Genomic DNA, 16,197 nt, shown 5'->3' on the forward strand with positions numbered 1-16,197 from the left:
TCCGGGTGGGGGTTCTTGTGGTGGAACCATTGTGAAAAGGCGGATCGGTGTCTGTGGTGCTGAACTGGCACCAGTTTGTGCCAAAGTGGTTCGTCCCCTTCGGGCAAACCCGGGGTGTCAGCGCTGGGCCAGGGCTTTCCACAGTGCCTCGGCCAGCGGGCCCAGGCGGCGCTTGGGGCGGTACAGGCGTACGTCAAAACGCACTTCCATGCGCGCATCACCCGCCGGCGCGAGGCGCTTGGCCAGGCAGTCCGCATGCACCATGGACCAAGGCAACCAGGCCACGCCCAGGCCCTTTTGCACGTATTCGTAGTGTGCGTCTGCCGAATCGCACTCCACCACGCGCTGAAGCAGGGGCGCATTCGGGTTGTGTGCCAGATGGTCTTCCACCAGCCGCCCTAGAGCGAGCTGGGGTGCATAGGCCAGGTAAGGCACCGGCAGGTGGTCCTGCCCGAAGCGGTGCAGCGCCTGACCCTGTGCCGTCGCCCGCGAGATGGGCACCAGCCGGTCGGACGCCACGGTTACATGCATGAACTGGCGCGCATCCAGCCGCACCGCCAGCGCCGGGTGGTGGTAGACCAGCGAGAAGTCGGCCTCATTGCGTTCCAGCAGGGCGACGGTGTCGGCCAGCGCCCGGGTGCGGATGCACAGCTCGCCGCCCTGCAAAATCGGCTGCAGGCGCACCAGCCAGTCGGCCACCACGGTGCGTGCCAGCGTGCGGCCGGTGGCGAGCGTCACCGTGCGGGCCTGCCGGCCGGCCAGGCTTTGCAGCTCCTCGTGCGACTGCGCCAAATTGCGCGCCAGCTGTCCTGCCGTCTCCAGAAAGCTCAGTCCTGCCGGTGTGAGGGTGACCGGGCCACCGCCGCGTTCGACCAGCGGCGTGCCTGCCCAGGCTTCCAGCGCGCGGATGCGGCGGCCGAAGGCCGGGTGCGTGACGTGCCGCAGTTCGGCGGCGCGGGTGAAGCTGCGCTCCTGCGCCAACACGATGAAGTCTTCCAGCCACTTGAGCTGCATGGTGGCGATCCAGGTGCCGCAGCGTTGGGGGCTAAAGGTGCCGTCGGCGAGGGTCAGCGCGCGCGGGCTGCTTCGAGCACGGCGCGGGTGCGCTGCGCCTCGGTGCGTGCTGCCGCAGCAAAATCGTCGCCCTTGGAGGCGTAAAGGATGGAGCGCGAGGAGTTCACGATGATCGGACCGCCATCGCGCAGCCCTGCGCGTACGGTGGCTGCGGCGTCGCCGCCCTGAGCGCCCACACCCGGGATCAGCAGCGGCAGCGTGGGCGCAATGGCGCGCACGCGCTCGATTTCCTGCGGGTAGGTCGCGCCCACCACCAGGCCGAGCTGGCCGTTTTTGTTCCAGGGCCCTTGCGCCAGACGCGCCACGTGTTCGTACATCAGCGGCTGGCCTTCGACGCTGGCCAGACGCTGGGTCTGCAGGTCGTCCCCGCCCGGGTTGGAGGTGCGGCACAGCAGGAAGGCGCCTTTGCCGTGGTAGGCCAGGTAGGGCTCGATGGAGTCGAAGCCCATGAACGGCGACAGCGTGACGGCATCGGCACCGTAGCGTTCGAAGGCCTCCTTGGCGTACTGCTCGGCCGTGGAGCCGATGTCGCCGCGCTTGGCGTCCAGGATCACCGGTACGTGTGGCGCATTGGCACGCATGTGCTGCATCAGGCGCTCGAGCTGGTCTTCGGCGCTGTGTGCAGCGAAGTAGGCGATCTGGGGCTTGAAGGCACACGCCAGGTCGGCCGTGGCGTCCACGATGGCGGCGCAAAAGTCATAGATCTTGTGCGGGTCGCCCTGCATCCCGGCAGGAAACCGCGTCGGTTCCGGGTCCAGGCCCACGCACAGCAGGGAATTGTTCTGCGCCGTGGCGTCGCGCAGCATGTCGGTGAAGGTCATGGGCGTGATTTTAGGTGGGGTGGCATGCACCGCCACGTGGTTCTACGGCTGTCGAGGCGGTTGAGAACGCGTGAGCGTCCGTCCCCCGGCATTCAGCAGGCAACAAAAAAGGCCGTCGAAACGGCCTTTTTGGGGTCTTGCTCGGGGGTGGGCTAGCGTCCAGCCTATTCCCTCAGTCTCAGCGCGGTACCGCCAGCAGGCGTTGCACGTCACGGTCGTTGGGCAGTGCGTAGTCGTAGCCACGGATGATGCGGCTGTCTTCGGTGCGCACAAGCTTCAGGCTTACGTAGGTGTAGTTGGCTGCAGCCGAGTACGTGCCCACGAGCACCAGCGAGGCGTTGTGGCTGCGTGCAATGTCTTTGATTTCACGCGACAGCAACAACTCGCCAGCACCTTCGCGCACGAAAACGTCGCCACGCAGCTTGATTTCCTTGACGTTGAAGCCACCGCTGGCCATGTGCGAGGCATATTGCTCGGACAGGGTGCGGCCCAGAGGGGCTGAGCGGCTCAGGTCGTTCACGTTGACCACCGTGGCAACCAGGACAGGGCCGCTGCCGATGGTGCTCATGTCGAAGCCAGCGGTCAGCTTGGCCACGGCATCCTGGCTGCTGGTCAGGAACTGGTTGCTGGCAGCTTCCTGGTACGTGGGTTCCGTGCGCACGGGCGCGCCGTTGTTGGCGCAGCCAGCCAGCAGGGCTGCTGCGGCCAGCGCGGTCAGAAGTGCTGTGGATTTCATTGCGAAACTACCTTCATGTTGACGTTCCTATAGGACGGACGCATGAACAGGGGCGTGTCCGCATTTTCCAGGTAGTACACGTCGGTCTTGCGCACCACGTACTGGCCGCCACGCGTCACGGTGGTGGTCAGGATCATTTCGGTGTTGGTCGGGCCGCCCGAGTTGATGCTGGCGCCGTAGTCGGCCAGCGAGGTCAGGCCCAGCGTGGCCAGCAGCTGCAGGTCCAGGTGTTCATGGCGCAGGCCATAGCCGGCCATCAGGCCCGCTGCAATCATGGTGAACTGGCCGGGAATGAAGTGGGGGCGTGGGCTGTTGTGGCGGACGATCTGCGTGTTGTAGGTCACGTTGAGCGTTTGGCCGGGGTCTTGCAGCACAGGGGCGCCGCTTTGGACCAGCTTGGTGATCAGGAAATCGCGGAACGCGAGGTCAAACGAGCTGGGGTTGGGTGGCAGAGCCACATGCAGCTGCGTACCTGGTGCCACACCGGACTTGTCGAGCGTGCTAAGGGTTTGCGCCACCACATCGTTCGAGACCAGCTCCCAGTGGCCCGCAGAGCGGACCTTGGGTTGTACGGTCAGCTCAAAGTTCTCCGCCAGGGGAATGGGCGAACGATAAGCACATCCCGCCAAAGTAGCCACAGCGCCAGCGAGTACCGCCAAGCTGACTGCCTTTGAAAATTTCATGATTCCCTCCTACGGACTTTGAGAGGCGGGGACATGAACAGATACATCCCACGCGATTGAAAAATAATTCTGGGCGCGATACTCAACAAAAACAAGAAAAAAATGAGGTAACTGCGCCCAGACACACGCAATTCGTTGTTTTTGGTCACAGATTGGCGTGCTTGCTTACGCGAGGCTGCATTTGCTTGTGTTCGCGTGCGTAACAGATTTCAAGCGATGGTAACGAAGCGTTTTTCGAGAATCTCGAACGCGGGAAGTGTTCTGCCTTCCAGCACTTCCAGAAACGCGCCGCCGCCGGTGGAGATGTAGCCCACCTGTTTCTCGATGCCATATTTGGCGATGGCCGCCAGGGTGTCGCCACCGCCCGCGATGCTGAAGGCGGGCGATTCGGCAATGGCTTTCGCAATTTCGCGGGTGCCGTTTTCGAAGGCCGCGAATTCAAATACGCCCACTGGGCCGTTCCAAACAATGGTGCCGGCGGATTTGAGTTGGGTGGCCAGGCGTGCGGCGGTTTCGGGGCCGATGTCGAGGATCAGGTCGTCCTCGGCCACTTCGGTGGCGGCCTTGACGGTGGCCGGGGCGTCGGCCGCAAAGGCCTTGGCGGTGACCACGTCGGTCGGGATCGGAACTTCGGCGCCGCGCGCCTTCATCGCGGCAATCACGGCGCGCGCTTCGTCCAGCAGGTCGGGTTCGGCCAGGCTTTTGCCGATGGGCAGGCCCGCCGCCAGCATGAAGGTGTTGGCAATGCCGCCGCCCACGATGAGCTGGTCCACCTTGTCGGCCAGGCTCTTGAGGATGGTGAGTTTGGTCGAGACCTTGGAGCCCGCCACGATGGCTGCCAGTGGGCGCTGAGGATGGGCCAGGGCCTTGGTCAGGGCGTCGATCTCGGCCGACAGCAGCGGGCCGGCGCAGGCGATGGGGGCGAACTGCGCGATGCCATAGGTCGTGCCTTCGGCGCGGTGGGCGGTGCCAAAGGCATCGTTCACGAAGATGTCGCACAGCGCGGCCAGCTTGCGGGCCAGGTCTTCCTTGTTCTTCTTTTCGCCCACATTCAGGCGGCAGTTCTCCAGCAGCACGACCTGGCCGGGGGCGACGGTGACGCCATCCACCCAGTTCGAGACCAGCGGCACCTCGCGGCCCAGAAGCTCTGCCAGGCGCTTGGCCACGGGGGCCAGCGAGTCTTCGGGCTTGAATTCACCTTCGGTTGGGCGACCGAGGTGGCTGGTCACCATGACGGCAGCCCCTGCGTCCAGAGCCAGGCGGATGCAGGGAATCGATGCGCGGATGCGGGTGTCTTCGGTGATGCGGCCAGCATCGTCCTGGGGCACGTTCAGGTCGGCGCGGATGAAGACGCGCTGGCCTTGGGCCTTGCCTTGGGCGCACAGATCGGAAAAGCGGAGGATGTTCATGGAGTGGTTAGCTTGGTGAGGGCACGTGGATCAGCGCCGCCATTTTAGTGATCGAAGCCCATGCGGCTCCCGCGTGCCCATGCCAGTGCACCCGTGGAACTGGCTTTGCCAGGCCACCGGGTGCGTCCCCCTCCGGGGGAAGGCGCCAAAGGCGACTCAGGGGGGCTTCACCGCCTACCAGCCCCAGCCGATGTGCAGTGGCAGGTACACCACCATGCCGACGACGATGGTGCCCAGGATGCCGCGCTGCCAGAAGTAGTAGGCGGCTGCGCACACCACCGCAGGGAGTCGGGCATCCATGAAGGTGTCAATCAGTTCGCCCTTCGTCATGAGCATCTCGGGCGCAATGACTGCAGCCAGTGCTGCCAGTGGTGCGTACTTGAGCCCACGCTTGAGCCAGTCGGGCAGCGGCAATTCGCGTTCGGGAATCATGAAGAACGAGCGCGACACCACTGTGATCACGGCCAGGCCGAAGATGGCGATGGCGGGTTCGATCCAGGACCAGTGGTTCATGGATGACGCTCCTCGCGCAGTGGCACGACATCGCCCGCCTCGACCTGCTCGCGCTCTTCGGGCGGCAGCACACTGTCCGCAGGCAGCAGGACCAGTTCGGGTTTGTGGCGGCGGCGGTCCACCGCCTCCATCAGCAGGCCGGCGGCGACCGCGGCGGCAATGGCCACCAGGATGTTGAGCTTGAGCGGCAATGCAAAGGCGGCAATCGCGGCCGTGGCGGCAACACCGGTGGCCAGCCAGGTGGCCCGGTCGAACAGCAGCGACAGCAGCACACCTAGCAGTGCCAGCACGCCCGCAAACCCCAGGCCCCACGACAGCGGCACGGCGTTGGCCAGCAGGATGCCCGCGATGGACGGCACCTGCCAGGCCAGCCAGTTGGTGGTGGCCGCGCCCCAGAAATAGGGCACCTGCTCGGGCTGGGGACGTGGCTCGGGGAAGCGCTTCATGAAGGCCACGTAGATCACGTCGCCGCTGAAATAGCCCACGGCCAGGCGCTGGCGCAGCGGCAGATGCACGAAGTAGCTGCGCCACATGCTGCTGAAGATCACGAAGCGCAGGTTCACGCAGCTGGCCGTCAGCCAGACCACCCACAGCGGTGCACCCACGGCCATCAGGGGGATGACGGCCAGCTGCGCGCTGCCGGCATACACCACCAGCGACATGAAGATGGCGATGCCGACCGGCAGGCCACTTTTGACCATGACGACCCCGGTCACCAGGCCCCAGGCCCCGATGCCCACGGCCGTGCCCGCCATGTCGATGGCGGCCACGCGAAAGGAAGGGTGGCGCAGCGTGCTGCCGATCGCGGCCCTGCGGCTCATGCCGGTGTCGCCGCCGTGGGGGGCGGGGTGCCCAGCACCATGCCGGGTCGGAGGTCGAAGCCCCGCAGGAAGTCCGCCGCCGCCAGCCGCTTGCCGCCCGCGCGCTGCAAGGTGGTCAGTCGCAACGCACCCTCGCCGCAGGCGACCACCACTCCGTCGCTGTCTACCGATAAAATTTGGCCGTGGCGCTTATCTGTATTTGATTTATTGCTATCAATTTCGTAGTTCCATATCTTGATCGTTTCCCCCGCGCATTCAGTGCTGGCCCCGGGGAAGGGATCGAACGCCCGGATGCGCTGGCCGATCACCCTGGCGGGCAGCGACCAGTCAATGGTGCTCTCGGCCTTCTCGATCTTGTGGGCATAGGTGATGCCCTCGGTGGGCTGGGGTACGGCCTTCAGCCCTCCACAAGCCGCCAGCTCCAACGCCTCCACGATCATGCGGCCCCCGAGGGTGGCCAGCCGGTCGTGCAGGGCGGCGGTCGTGTCTGTGGGGGCGATGGCCAGCCGTTCCATCAGCAGCATGGCGCCGGTGTCCAGGCCGGCGTCCATCTGCATGATGGTGACGCCGGTTTCGGCATCCCCGGACTCAATGGCACGGTGGATGGGGGCGGCGCCGCGCCAGCGCGGCAGCAGGCTGGCGTGGATGTTGAGACATCCCTGGGCCGGGAGATCCAGCACCCACTGCGGCAGGATGAGCCCATAGGCAGCCACCACCATCACATCGGCCTGCGCGGACCGCAGCGCATCGCGCGCGGCGGTTGCGTCATCGGGGTACTTGCCATCCAGGCGCAGGCTGCGCGGCTGCGCGACGGGGATGCCGTGCTCCAGCGCGCATTGCTTGACGGGGGATGCCTGAAGCTTCATGCCGCGCCCGGCGGGGCGGTCGGGCTGGGTCAGAACCAGGGGCACCGTGAATTCTGCGGCCAGCAGCCGCTCCAGCGCCACACGGGCAAATTCAGGCGTACCGGCAAAAATGACTCTCATGAAACAGATGTTGGGAGGTAAGTGCGCACTCAGTCGCGCGTGTTGTCAAAGTTGGGAAGCTCGTCCGTGAACATCACCAGCCGCACCACGCCCTGGGGGTCCAGGTGAACGTGGGCAAGGCGCGGGTCGGAGTTCTGGCGGAAGCGGTAGGTCCAGATGTCGCCCTCAAACCGTGCCACGCGCTCCACGCGCAAGGGGGGGCCGAAGGTGCGTTGCACATCGGCGGCAGTCCATACACCCACGGGAATGTTCTCAAAGCGCGTCTGCGTCAGCACCTGCTCGTTGCGCACCAGCCTGCCGCTGGCGTCGAAATCGAGGTTGTAGGCCGCAAACCCTGCGGGGAGTTCGGAGTACAGCAGGCGCTCGCCGCTTGGCAGGGGGACGGTGGCGGTGGGCGGCCCCAGCCGGGCGACCACCTCGGCGCGCAGGGCGCCGGGCTCTTCGCGGGCAGGCAGCGCACAGCCCGCCAGTTGAACGACCAGCGCCAGAAGCGCCAGCACTCCGCCACCCCTCAGGGTGCAGAGCGCCGGGCGCATCACTCGCGGGCTCCCCGCTGCTGCTTGATCATCTTGGTCTTGATGCGGTTGCGCTTGAGCGGAGAGAGGTACTCCACAAACACCTTGCCCATCAGGTGGTCCATCTCGTGCTGAATGCACACCGCCAGCAGCCCATCGGCCTCGATGACGCGGGACTGGCCCTGCGCGTCCAATGCCCGCACGTGCACGGCATCGAAACGCTCGACACCGTCGTAGATGCCGGGCACCGAGAGGCAGCCTTCGTCATTGAGGTGCTTTTCGGCACTGGTCCAGACAAGTTCGGGATTGATCAGCACCAGCGGTTGGTCGCGCTCTTCAGAGACATCGATGACCACCAGCCGCTCGTGCACATCCACCTGGGTGGCAGCCAGGCCAATGCCATGGGCGTCGTACATGGTGGCCAGCATGTCGGAGACCAATGTCCGGATGCGGTCGTCCACTGCCTGGATGGGGTGTGCAACCTTATGAAGCCGGGGGTCCGGGTAACAGAGAATGGGGAGGATTGCCATGAAAGCTGCCAAAAGATGTCGCTATTTTCGCCACTTTTAAGGCCTGCTGCAGCGCTCCAGGCCAATAATCGTTGCCGAATCAAGGGCTTGAGCAGAGAATCTAAGAAGCTTTGTAACGTATTTGCCCGGCTGCGCGGTTGCTCCGTGCACCGAGGTGCCAGCGAGGGGGCGTTTCCCAATGCATGAGAAAAGGAACAACATGACAGCATTCACCAGCGTGCGGCGGACCGCCCTGGGCGCGCTCACCATCATCGCTGGCGCTTTGCTGGTCGCACCGGCTCAGGCCCAGAACCATTCCGTCTCCAGTGGCCAGCGCGCCACGGCGCAGCAGGTTTCTGAGCGCGGTATCCCCCTTTCAGAGCTGGCGCCTAATGCGCCCGACACCTACACGGTTCAGCGTGGCGACACGCTGTGGGGTATTGCGGGCCTGTACCTCAAGCGTCCCTGGCGCTGGCCTGAACTGTGGGGCATGAACCTCAAGGCCATTGCGAACCCCCACCTGATTTATCCCGGTCAGACGCTCTATCTGGACAAGGATGGCGGTTATGCCCGCCTGCGGACCACGCCACCCGGCGTTTCCGAGTCCGAACCACAGACGGTGCGCGTGTCTCCCCGCACCCGCAGCGACAGCCTGGCCAGTACCGCGCTTCCCACGCTCAAGTCCCACCTGATCGAGCCCTTCCTTGTGGAGCCCCTGGTGGTGGATGCCCAAGTGCTCCAGCGGGCACCCCGCATCGTGGCCACTACCGAAGATCGCGTGCTGATGGCCAGTGGCGACCGTGCCTATGTGCGCGGTGACGCTTCGGCACCTGTTCGCGCCGAGCCGGGCGAGCCGCGCTTCTTCCGTGTCTTCCGCGATGCGGTGGCCATGAAGGATCCGGTGACGGGCGAAATCCTCGGTTACGAAGCGCAGTACCTGGGCAAGGCAGAGCTGGTGCGGGGCGAGTCTTTTGAAGACATTCCCAATGGCAAGGGCGGCTATGTTTCCGAATATGTGCCTGCCACCGTGGATCTGTCCGGCACCAAGGAGGAGATTCGCGCAGGGGACCGCATCCTGCCCGCGCCTGCCCGGGTCTTTACCAGCTACACCCCCCGTGCGCCCCATATCGATGTGGATGCGCGGGTCGTCTCCATCTATGGCAGCTTCTCGGCGGCTTATGCCGCACAGAACCAGGTGGTTGCGATCAACATGGGTGCGCAGGACGGCATCGAGCCAGGCCACGTCCTGTCGTTGCTGACCAAGGGCGACCGCATCAAGGATGTGACCGGCGATGCGAAGACCACGATCAAGCTGCCCAGCGAGAGCAACGGTACCGCCATGGTGTTCCGCACCTTCGACCGCGTCTCGTATGCACTGATTCTGGAAATCCGCAGTGGCGTGCGCGTGGGCGATCGCCTGATCAATCCTCAGGAATAACTGCGAGGGCCTGCCTTGGCCGCGCAGCCGCCTGCGGGCGGCTGGGTGGCTTGGCTGGCGCTGCCGCTGTTTCCTCCAAGAACCGCCACCATGGACCGCGAAGAGTTGGGTGCTTGGCTGCGCCTCACCCTTTCCCCGGGTGTGGGAAATGGCGCGGCGCGGCGTCTGCTGACACGCTTTGGCCTGCCCCAGGAAATCTTCCGGCAGCCCGAATCGGCCTTGCAGCACTGTGTGACCTTGGCCCAAGCCAAGGCGCTGTGCACCGTGCCCAGCACCTGGGAAGCGTTGCTGGAGGCCACCTGGCAATGGCTGGAGGGTGCAGATTTGCAGGGGCCTGCCCGTGCGGTGGTCACTCTGGGTGATGCCCGGTATCCGCCGTCGCTTCTCGACACCGAAGACCCGCCGCTGCTCATGTACCTGATGGGGCCAGCCCAGTTGCTTGCGCAAAACCCGTTTCCCACGGACCGGTGCCTTGCGGTCGTCGGAAGCCGCAACCCGACCGCGCAAGGCGCGGAAAACGCGCGGCTCTTCTCCCGAACCTTGCGCGGGGCGGGCTTCACCATTGTCTCGGGGCTCGCACTGGGGGTGGATGCTGCCGCCCATGAGGGCGCGCTGGACGTGCCCACTGGCCCGACGGTGGAGGTTGCACCTGCCACCATTGCTGTGGTGGGCACAGGGCTGGACCGTGTCTACCCTCGCAAGAACCTAGACCTCGCCCACCGCATCGCTGCCCATGGGCTGCTGGTCAGCGAGTACCCCTTGGGCACACCACCGCTGGCGGCCAATTTTCCCAAGCGCAACCGCATCATCTCCGGCCTCTCTCAAGGCACCCTCGTGGTAGAGGCGGCATTGGCATCGGGGTCGCTGATCACCGCCCGAATGGCGGCTGAGCAGGGCCGTGAGGTCTTCGCCATCCCCGGCTCCATTCACGCGCCGCAATCGCGGGGTTGCCATGCGCTCATACGCCAGGGCGCCAAGCTGGTGGAATCCGCGCAGGATGTGCTGGAGGAATTGCGCATGCCTCCCGCTCCGATGGGCGACAGGCGCTCGGCAGATTCTGGGGCTGCCGCGCCTGTCGGCGAACCCATGGCCACCCGAGAGGCCGAAAGCCCCCTACTGCAGGCGTTGGGCTTTGACCCCATGGGTGTCGATGCGCTGGTGGCCCGCACGGGCCTGGACGCCGCGTCGCTGCAGGTGGAATTGCTGGAGCTGGAACTGGATGGCCAAGTGGCGCGTTTGCCCGGTGGCCTGTACCAGCGACTGGGAAGCGCCTGACGCTTGCTCAGGATCTTGCGTCTGTGGCGTGCCTTGGTGTCACCGCGGGCGGTAGCACTGCGTTGACGCCCTCGCCTGAAAACAGCCTCAGTCCAGCAACCGCTCGGGGTTGGCGTCCAGCTTGGCCAATGCGTCGCGTGTGGCGCGCAAGGTCAGGCCTTCTTCGTCCTGCGCAACGAGCAAGCCGGCCTGCAGGTACGCAGCCAGCCTGCGCAGCTGGATCAGGTAGCTGCTGCCATCCACGGCCGCGAACAGGTGCAACTGTTTGCGCTGGCTCTGCCACGCGTACTGCACCTGGGCCGAGGCGCCGTTGTGGTCCAGCGTGTACCAGGTACCGGGTTGCAGTTCCTGGGCCCAGGCCACCATGGCGTCCTCCACCGGGGCGCCGTTGTCGGCAACCACATGGATCGAAGAGGCATCAATGCCCAGCATCATCTCGATGTTGTCCGCATTGAGTGGCATATCGCCCAGCGTTGCGTCGCTAATGAAGTCCTCCAGATTGGCAAGGCGTTTGGCCATGGCGTCGATGTGTGCCTGGGGAATGGAAGCCGTCTTGGACAGGAAGGCATCGGCCAGTGTGTCGGTCAGGACCTTGATCTGGGTGTCCTGTATCGCTCCGTTGATGCCCATGAGGGCCAATCCCTGGCGCAGGCGCTGCAGCAGGCCTGGAAGATTCTGGATGACCTGTGCGCGGTCGCTGCGGTTGGGCTTGGCGCTGGCGGCCCAGACGAGGTCGGCGGCGGTGCGCTTGAGCGAGATGGTGTCTGCGTGCTGGGGGCCGTCGCGCACAGCCGAGAGGGCCAGGACCTCGGCCCAGGTCTTGAAGAGAAACTCGCGGATCTCGTCGCGTACCGGCATGTCGCGCAGCATGGTGCGCAGTTCGATGGTGTACTGGATCGCCAGCGTTTCCTTCTGTTCGACCTGCTGGGCCACCGTCACCAGGCGCGAGGTGGCCTGCTTTTCGGTGAGGAACTTGGACAGGAACTTCTCGAACTCGTCGTAGACCAGCTGGAACACCCGGCGGCCGGTTTCGGGGTATTGCTCGATCACCTGAACCACGCGGCGGATCTCTGCCTCCAGCGCGCTGCCATTGATGCTGGTGGCGTCAAAGCCCATCACACAGGCGCCCATGCGGTCGATCAACTGGCGCGCGGGGTGGTTGAGATTGCTGAAAAACTCCGGCTCCGCCAGGGCCACGCGCAGCACAGGCACCTGCAGCCGTGCAAACCAGACGCGCACGGCTGGCGGAATGCGGTCTTCGGCCAGGATGCTCTGGAACATGAGGGCCACCACTTCGATGATGGCTTTTTCCCCTGCCGTGGAGGCTTTTTTCTTGAGTTCGGTCGAGCGTTCGCGCACGGCCCCTGCCAACTGCACCACGGCCGCAGGGCTGTAGTCCTCCATCAGCGTGGCAACGCCGCTGTAGTAGGTGTCCGCATGCACGCGGTGGGCGGTGAGGGCATGGGCCAGCGCCGCAGACGCCGGTGGGGCATTGACCATGTCAAACCCGGTGGCGGGCTGGGTCAGCAGCCTGCGCAATTGCCCCATCACGCCATGGGCGCGCTGGCGAGCGCGTGCCAGGGGAGTCATGCCCGTAGCAAACGCGGTGGGCATGCCGTGCTGCGGGTAGCCCGGTGGGGGCATGCGGGGCGGATGCTGCTGCGGGGTGCGGCCGCCCTGGGGGGTCATGCCTCCACGCGCTGCCGCCATGGCGTCCCGGGTCTGGGCCAGCGCCTGGGACGCCAGGCCTCCCGCGCCGGAGTCGTTGTTGGTACCGCCGCCGGTGACTGCGCCACCTGCCGTGCGCCGCACACGCGACTTCAGGTCGGTCTGGGGCGTCACACCCTGTTCCACATAGAACACGTTGACGGCCTGGTATTGCTTCTGGAGCAGGTTGGCCAGTTCGCGCTGCAGCGGGTCGACCACGGTCTGCAGGTCGGTGCGTGGCAGGCCAGCCTCCACCCACTGTTCGACCAGCAGCAGGCACACGGCCTCAGGACGGAGGATGTCGCTGTTGTCGAGCTCCTGGCCTTCCAGCGACTGGGTGCGCTGGCGCAGCGTGTCGAATTGTTGGCTGACCTGCTCGCTGACCGTGAGGGCCATGCGCGAAGCCAGGATCTTGTTTTCCACCACGTCGTCGCTCAGCAGCTCGAACTGCGGGCCCGCGCCGTTGGTGGCCAGCGCGCCGCGGGTGGTGCTGCTGTGGGGTGCCAGTGCATCGCGCCATGCCTTGCCGGTGCGATCGGTCCAGACGGAATGCCGTTGCTGGTAGAGCATCCAGGCATCACGGTGCGACTGCATTTCGCGCGCCGTGCCTGTCTGGGTCATCAGCGTCGTCAGAAAATCCAGGACGGTCTTGTCCAGGTCGGGAAGTCCGGCGCAAAGCCCCTCGACCAACCGCTGGCGTGCCTGGCGGGCTAGCCGGCGCTGCGGAACGGAAGAGGGTGTGGGCTGCATGGGCCGATATTAGCGGGTCAGACGGTAGCTCCGGCATGGGGATCGTTCGGATCCCCATCTTTTCTGATGGGCTTGACAAGGTCCTCGCGCTTTACGCCAAGCCACATGGCAATGGCTGCGGCGACGAACACGGATGAGTAGATGCCGAACAAGATGCCGATCGTGAGCGCCAGCGCAAAGTAGTGCAGGCTGGGGCCGCCAAAGAAGAACATCGACAGCACCATGGCCTCGGTCGAGGCGTGGGTGATGATCGTGCGGCTCATCGTGCTCGTGATGGCGTGGTCGATCACCTCGTGGGTGGTCATCTTGCGGTACTTGCGGAAGGCCTCGCGAATCCGGTCGAAGATCACGACCGACTCGTTCACCGAATACCCCAGCACGGCCAGCACGGCGGCCAGCACCGACAGCGAGAATTCCCACTGGAAGAACGCGAAAAAGCCCAGGATGATCACCACATCGTGCAGATTGGCGATGATGGCCGCGACACCAAACTTCCACTCGAAGCGGAAGGCCAGGTAGATCACGATGCCCACGACCACCATGGCCAGCGCCATCAGGCCGCCATGCACCAGTTCCTCGCCCACCTGCGGGCCGACAAATTCGGTGCGGCGCAGCGTGACCTCTGGGTTGGCTGCCTTGAGCGCGCCCAAAACCTGCTCGCTTTGCTGTGCCGACGTCACACCCTTTTGTACGGGCAGCCGGATCATCACGTCGCGGGCGGTGCCGAAGTTCTGCACTTGCACGTCGGGGTAACCCAGGCCGGAGACGGTCTCCCGGACCTTGGCCAGTTCGGCGGGCTGGCTGTAGGCCACTTCCATGACCGTACCGCCGGTGAACTCCACCGACAGGTGCAGGCCACGGGTCAGCAGGAAGAACACCGCGAGCGCGAAGGTGATGAAGGAGATCGCGTTGAAGATCAACGCGTGCTTCATGAAGGGGATGTCTTTTTTGATGCGAAAGAATTCCATGGCCGCTGTCCTTTAGTTCGTCTTGGCCACAGCGGTGTCGGCTGCTGGCTTCCAGACCGTACCGATCGACACACTCTTGAGCTTCTTCTGGCGGCCGTACCACAGGTTCACCAGACCGCGCGAGAAGAACACGGCCGAGAACATGCTGGTCAGGATGCCGATGCAGTGCACCACGGCAAAGCCGCGCACGGGGCCAGAGCCGAAGGCCAGCAGGGCGAGGCCCGCGATCAGGGTCGTGACATTGGAGTCGAGAATCGTTGCCCAGGCACGTTCGTAGCCCGTGTGGATGGCAGCCTGCGGAGAGACACCTTCGCGCAGTTCCTCGCGAATGCGTTCGTTGATCAGCACGTTCGAGTCGATGGCCACACCAATCGCCAGGGCCATGGCGGCAATGCCCGGCAAGGTCAAGGTGGCCTGCAGCATCGACAGCACCGCCACCAGCAGCAGCACGTTCACGCCCAGCGCGATGCTGGAGAACACGCCAAACAGCATGTAGTAAGCGCACATGAAGACGGCAATGGCCGCCAGGCCCCAGACCACGCTGTGGATACCGCGTTCGATGTTGTCGGCGCCCAGGCTGGGGCCAATGGTGTATTCCTCGATGATTTCCATGGGCGCGGCCAGCGAGCCGGCGCGCAGCAGCAACGCGGTGTCGTTGGCTTCGGCCGTGGTCATGCGGCCGGAGATCTGCACGCGGCCGCCACCAATTTCGCTGCGGATCACAGGGGCTGTGACCACTTCGCCCTTGCCCTTTTCAAACAGCACGATGGCCATGCGCTTGCCGATGCTTTCCGATGTGACCTGCTTGAAGATCTTCGCACCCTTCGCGTCGAGGGACAGGTTGACGGTAGGCTCCTGCGTCTGTCCGTCAAAGCCAGGCTGGGCATCGGTCAGGTTTTCGCCGGTCAGAATGACCTGCTTCTTCACGATCACGGGCTGGCCGCTGCGTTCCAGATAGCGTTCCGAGCCAAACGGCACAGGGCCACGGCCGGTTTCGGCGGCCCGCGCTTCGGTGCCTTCGTCCACCATGCGCACCTCCAGTGTGGCGGTACGGCCCAGGATGTCCTTGGCCTTGGCCGTGTCCTGCACGCCGGGCAATTGCACCACGATGCGGTCCAGGCCCTGTTGCTGGATCACCGGCTCGGCCACGCCGAGTTCGTTGATCCGGTTGTGCAGCGTGACCATGTTCTGCTTGAGCGCCTGCTCCTGCACGCGGCGCGTGGCTTCCGGCTTGATGGAAGCGCGCAGCTTGAATTCGGTGCCCTCGGGCGTGCTGGCGACCTGCAGATCTGTGAACTGGTCTGCAATCAGGTTGCGGGCGGCGGTCATCGTGGCTTCGTCGCGCACCTTGATGTCAATGTTCTGGCCTTCGCGGCTGATGCCGCCGTGGCGGATGCTCTTGTCGCGCAGTGCGGTGCGGATGTCGCCTGCGTACGACTCGGCTTTCTTGGTCAGCGCAGCCTGCATGTCCACCTGCAGCATGAAGTGCACGCCACCGCGCAAGTCCAGGCCCAGGTACATGGGATTCGCGTGCAGGGCTTTGAGCCAGACGGGCGAGCGAGATACCAGATTCAGCGCCACGATGTACGACGGATCGCTGGCGTCAGGCACCAGGGCCTTCTGAATCGCGTCCTTGGCCTTGAGCTGCGTGTCGGACGCGTCAAAGCGCGCGCGCACCGAGTTGCCCTCCAGCGCCACAAAGTCGGGCGTCAGGCCTGCGGCCTTGAGGGCCTCTTCCACCCGCTGCTGCACGGCGGTGTCCACCTTGATGGTGGCCTTGGCCGACGAGACCTGCACGGCAGGTGCCTCGCCGAAGAAATTGGGCAGGGTGTACAAGGCCCCCACCAGCAGCACGATCACCAGGATCGCGTACTTCCAGACCGGATAACGGTTCATGATCGCGCTCTTATGTCAGTTGTGCAGGCGCAGCGCGCCAACCCCCTGCGAGGGACGCCATGGATCGGGCTTGGCCGGTCCAGTGGCGTCGTCCCC

At 65.0% G+C, this 16,197-nt stretch carries 15 protein-coding genes; 2 read left to right on the plus strand and 13 right to left on the minus strand.

Going from position 1 to position 16,197, the window contains the following annotated elements:
- Nucleotides 1-117: 117 nt before the first annotated feature.
- The 10 genes from IB243_RS11445 to def form a co-directional block, all read right to left on the minus strand.
- Nucleotides 118-1,014 (minus strand): LysR family transcriptional regulator, encoded by an 897-nt coding sequence (locus tag IB243_RS11445; RefSeq protein ID WP_192427099.1) that lies wholly within the window; start codon nt 1,012-1,014, stop codon nt 118-120.
- A 53-nt stretch (nt 1,015-1,067) separates the two neighbouring features.
- A complete protein-coding gene (pyrF, locus tag IB243_RS11450) occupies nt 1,068-1,895 on the minus strand; it encodes an orotidine-5'-phosphate decarboxylase (protein WP_192427100.1) in 828 nt (275 codons plus the stop codon).
- Nucleotides 1,896-2,073: 178 nt separating this feature from the next.
- Nucleotides 2,074-2,631, minus strand: coding sequence for a FlgO family outer membrane protein (locus tag IB243_RS11455; protein ID WP_010464633.1), 558 nt, complete (start codon nt 2,629-2,631; stop codon nt 2,074-2,076).
- A complete protein-coding gene (locus tag IB243_RS11460; RefSeq protein ID WP_010464632.1) occupies nt 2,628-3,314 on the minus strand; it encodes a hypothetical protein in 687 nt (228 codons plus the stop codon). The genes IB243_RS11455 and IB243_RS11460 overlap by 4 nt, the downstream gene beginning before the upstream one ends.
- 209 nt (nt 3,315-3,523) lie before the next feature.
- Nucleotides 3,524-4,723, minus strand: a complete 1,200-nt coding sequence (locus IB243_RS11465; protein WP_010464631.1) for a phosphoglycerate kinase — start codon at nt 4,721-4,723, stop codon at nt 3,524-3,526.
- A gap of 174 nt (nt 4,724-4,897) precedes the next feature.
- Nucleotides 4,898-5,236, minus strand: a complete 339-nt coding sequence (locus IB243_RS11470; RefSeq protein WP_010464630.1) for an AzlD domain-containing protein — start codon at nt 5,234-5,236, stop codon at nt 4,898-4,900.
- Nucleotides 5,233-6,057, minus strand: coding sequence for an AzlC family ABC transporter permease (locus IB243_RS11475; protein WP_010464629.1), 825 nt, complete (start codon nt 6,055-6,057; stop codon nt 5,233-5,235). Before IB243_RS11475 ends, IB243_RS11470 begins: the two co-directional genes overlap by 4 nt.
- Nucleotides 6,054-7,043 carry a methionyl-tRNA formyltransferase gene (gene fmt, locus IB243_RS11480; RefSeq protein WP_192427101.1) on the minus strand — a complete coding sequence of 330 codons (990 nt, stop codon included), beginning with the start codon at nt 7,041-7,043 and terminating at the stop codon, nt 6,054-6,056. Before fmt ends, IB243_RS11475 begins: the two co-directional genes overlap by 4 nt.
- 29 nt (nt 7,044-7,072) lie before the next feature.
- Nucleotides 7,073-7,579: a hypothetical protein gene (locus IB243_RS11485; RefSeq protein ID WP_010464624.1), complete on the minus strand. Its 507-nt coding sequence runs from the start codon at nt 7,577-7,579 to the stop codon at nt 7,073-7,075.
- On the minus strand, nt 7,579-8,088 hold the full coding sequence (gene def, locus IB243_RS11490) for a peptide deformylase (protein WP_010464622.1): 510 nt from the start codon (nt 8,086-8,088) through the stop codon (nt 7,579-7,581). The genes IB243_RS11485 and def overlap by 1 nt, the downstream gene beginning before the upstream one ends.
- Before the next feature lie 199 nt (nt 8,089-8,287).
- On the opposite strand from def, the gene IB243_RS11495 reads away from it, so the two are divergent.
- On the plus strand, nt 8,288-9,505 hold the full coding sequence (locus tag IB243_RS11495; protein ID WP_010464621.1) for a LysM peptidoglycan-binding domain-containing protein: 1,218 nt from the start codon (nt 8,288-8,290) through the stop codon (nt 9,503-9,505).
- Between the two features lie 90 nt (nt 9,506-9,595).
- Entirely contained in the window at nt 9,596-10,780 is a 1,185-nt protein-coding gene (gene dprA / locus IB243_RS11500; protein ID WP_057227563.1) for a DNA-processing protein DprA, read from the plus strand.
- 87 nt (nt 10,781-10,867) lie between these two features.
- Here dprA and IB243_RS11505 read toward each other — a convergent pair whose 3' ends face one another.
- The 3 genes from IB243_RS11505 to secD are packed head-to-tail and all read right to left on the minus strand — an operon-like array spanning nt 10,868 to nt 16,101.
- Nucleotides 10,868-13,237, minus strand: a complete 2,370-nt coding sequence (locus tag IB243_RS11505) for a DUF1631 domain-containing protein (protein ID WP_057227561.1) — start codon at nt 13,235-13,237, stop codon at nt 10,868-10,870.
- 17 nt (nt 13,238-13,254) lie between these two features.
- Nucleotides 13,255-14,205: a protein translocase subunit SecF gene (gene secF / locus IB243_RS11510; RefSeq protein WP_010464615.1), complete on the minus strand. Its 951-nt coding sequence runs from the start codon at nt 14,203-14,205 to the stop codon at nt 13,255-13,257.
- A 12-nt stretch (nt 14,206-14,217) separates the two neighbouring features.
- Entirely contained in the window at nt 14,218-16,101 is a 1,884-nt protein-coding gene (secD, locus tag IB243_RS11515; RefSeq protein WP_010464613.1) for a protein translocase subunit SecD, read from the minus strand.
- Between the last annotated feature and the right edge of the window lie 96 nt (nt 16,102-16,197).

Origin of the sequence: Acidovorax sp. ACV01 (genome assembly GCF_014851495.1) — a bacterium.
Taxonomy (GTDB): Bacteria; Pseudomonadota; Gammaproteobacteria; order Burkholderiales; family Burkholderiaceae_C; genus Acidovorax; species Acidovorax radicis.

Coding starts and splice junctions, on each gene's coding strand:
- IB243_RS11445 (WP_192427099.1), bottom strand. CDS start 1,014: ATGCAGCTCAAGTGGCTGGAAGACTTCATCGTGTTGGCGCAGGAGCGC.
- pyrF (WP_192427100.1), bottom strand. CDS start 1,895: ATGACCTTCACCGACATGCTGCGCGACGCCACGGCGCAGAACAATTCC.
- IB243_RS11455 (WP_010464633.1), bottom strand. CDS start 2,631: ATGAAATCCACAGCACTTCTGACCGCGCTGGCCGCAGCAGCCCTGCTG.
- IB243_RS11460 (WP_010464632.1), bottom strand. CDS start 3,314: ATGAAATTTTCAAAGGCAGTCAGCTTGGCGGTACTCGCTGGCGCTGTG.
- IB243_RS11465 (WP_010464631.1), bottom strand. CDS start 4,723: ATGAACATCCTCCGCTTTTCCGATCTGTGCGCCCAAGGCAAGGCCCAA.
- IB243_RS11470 (WP_010464630.1), bottom strand. CDS start 5,236: ATGAACCACTGGTCCTGGATCGAACCCGCCATCGCCATCTTCGGCCTG.
- IB243_RS11475 (WP_010464629.1), bottom strand. CDS start 6,057: ATGAGCCGCAGGGCCGCGATCGGCAGCACGCTGCGCCACCCTTCCTTT.
- fmt (WP_192427101.1), bottom strand. CDS start 7,043: ATGAGAGTCATTTTTGCCGGTACGCCTGAATTTGCCCGTGTGGCGCTG.
- IB243_RS11485 (WP_010464624.1), bottom strand. CDS start 7,579: ATGCGCCCGGCGCTCTGCACCCTGAGGGGTGGCGGAGTGCTGGCGCTT.
- def (WP_010464622.1), bottom strand. CDS start 8,088: ATGGCAATCCTCCCCATTCTCTGTTACCCGGACCCCCGGCTTCATAAG.
- IB243_RS11495 (WP_010464621.1), top strand. CDS start 8,288: ATGACAGCATTCACCAGCGTGCGGCGGACCGCCCTGGGCGCGCTCACC.
- dprA (WP_057227563.1), top strand. CDS start 9,596: ATGGACCGCGAAGAGTTGGGTGCTTGGCTGCGCCTCACCCTTTCCCCG.
- IB243_RS11505 (WP_057227561.1), bottom strand. CDS start 13,237: ATGCAGCCCACACCCTCTTCCGTTCCGCAGCGCCGGCTAGCCCGCCAG.
- secF (WP_010464615.1), bottom strand. CDS start 14,205: ATGGAATTCTTTCGCATCAAAAAAGACATCCCCTTCATGAAGCACGCG.
- secD (WP_010464613.1), bottom strand. CDS start 16,101: ATGAACCGTTATCCGGTCTGGAAGTACGCGATCCTGGTGATCGTGCTG.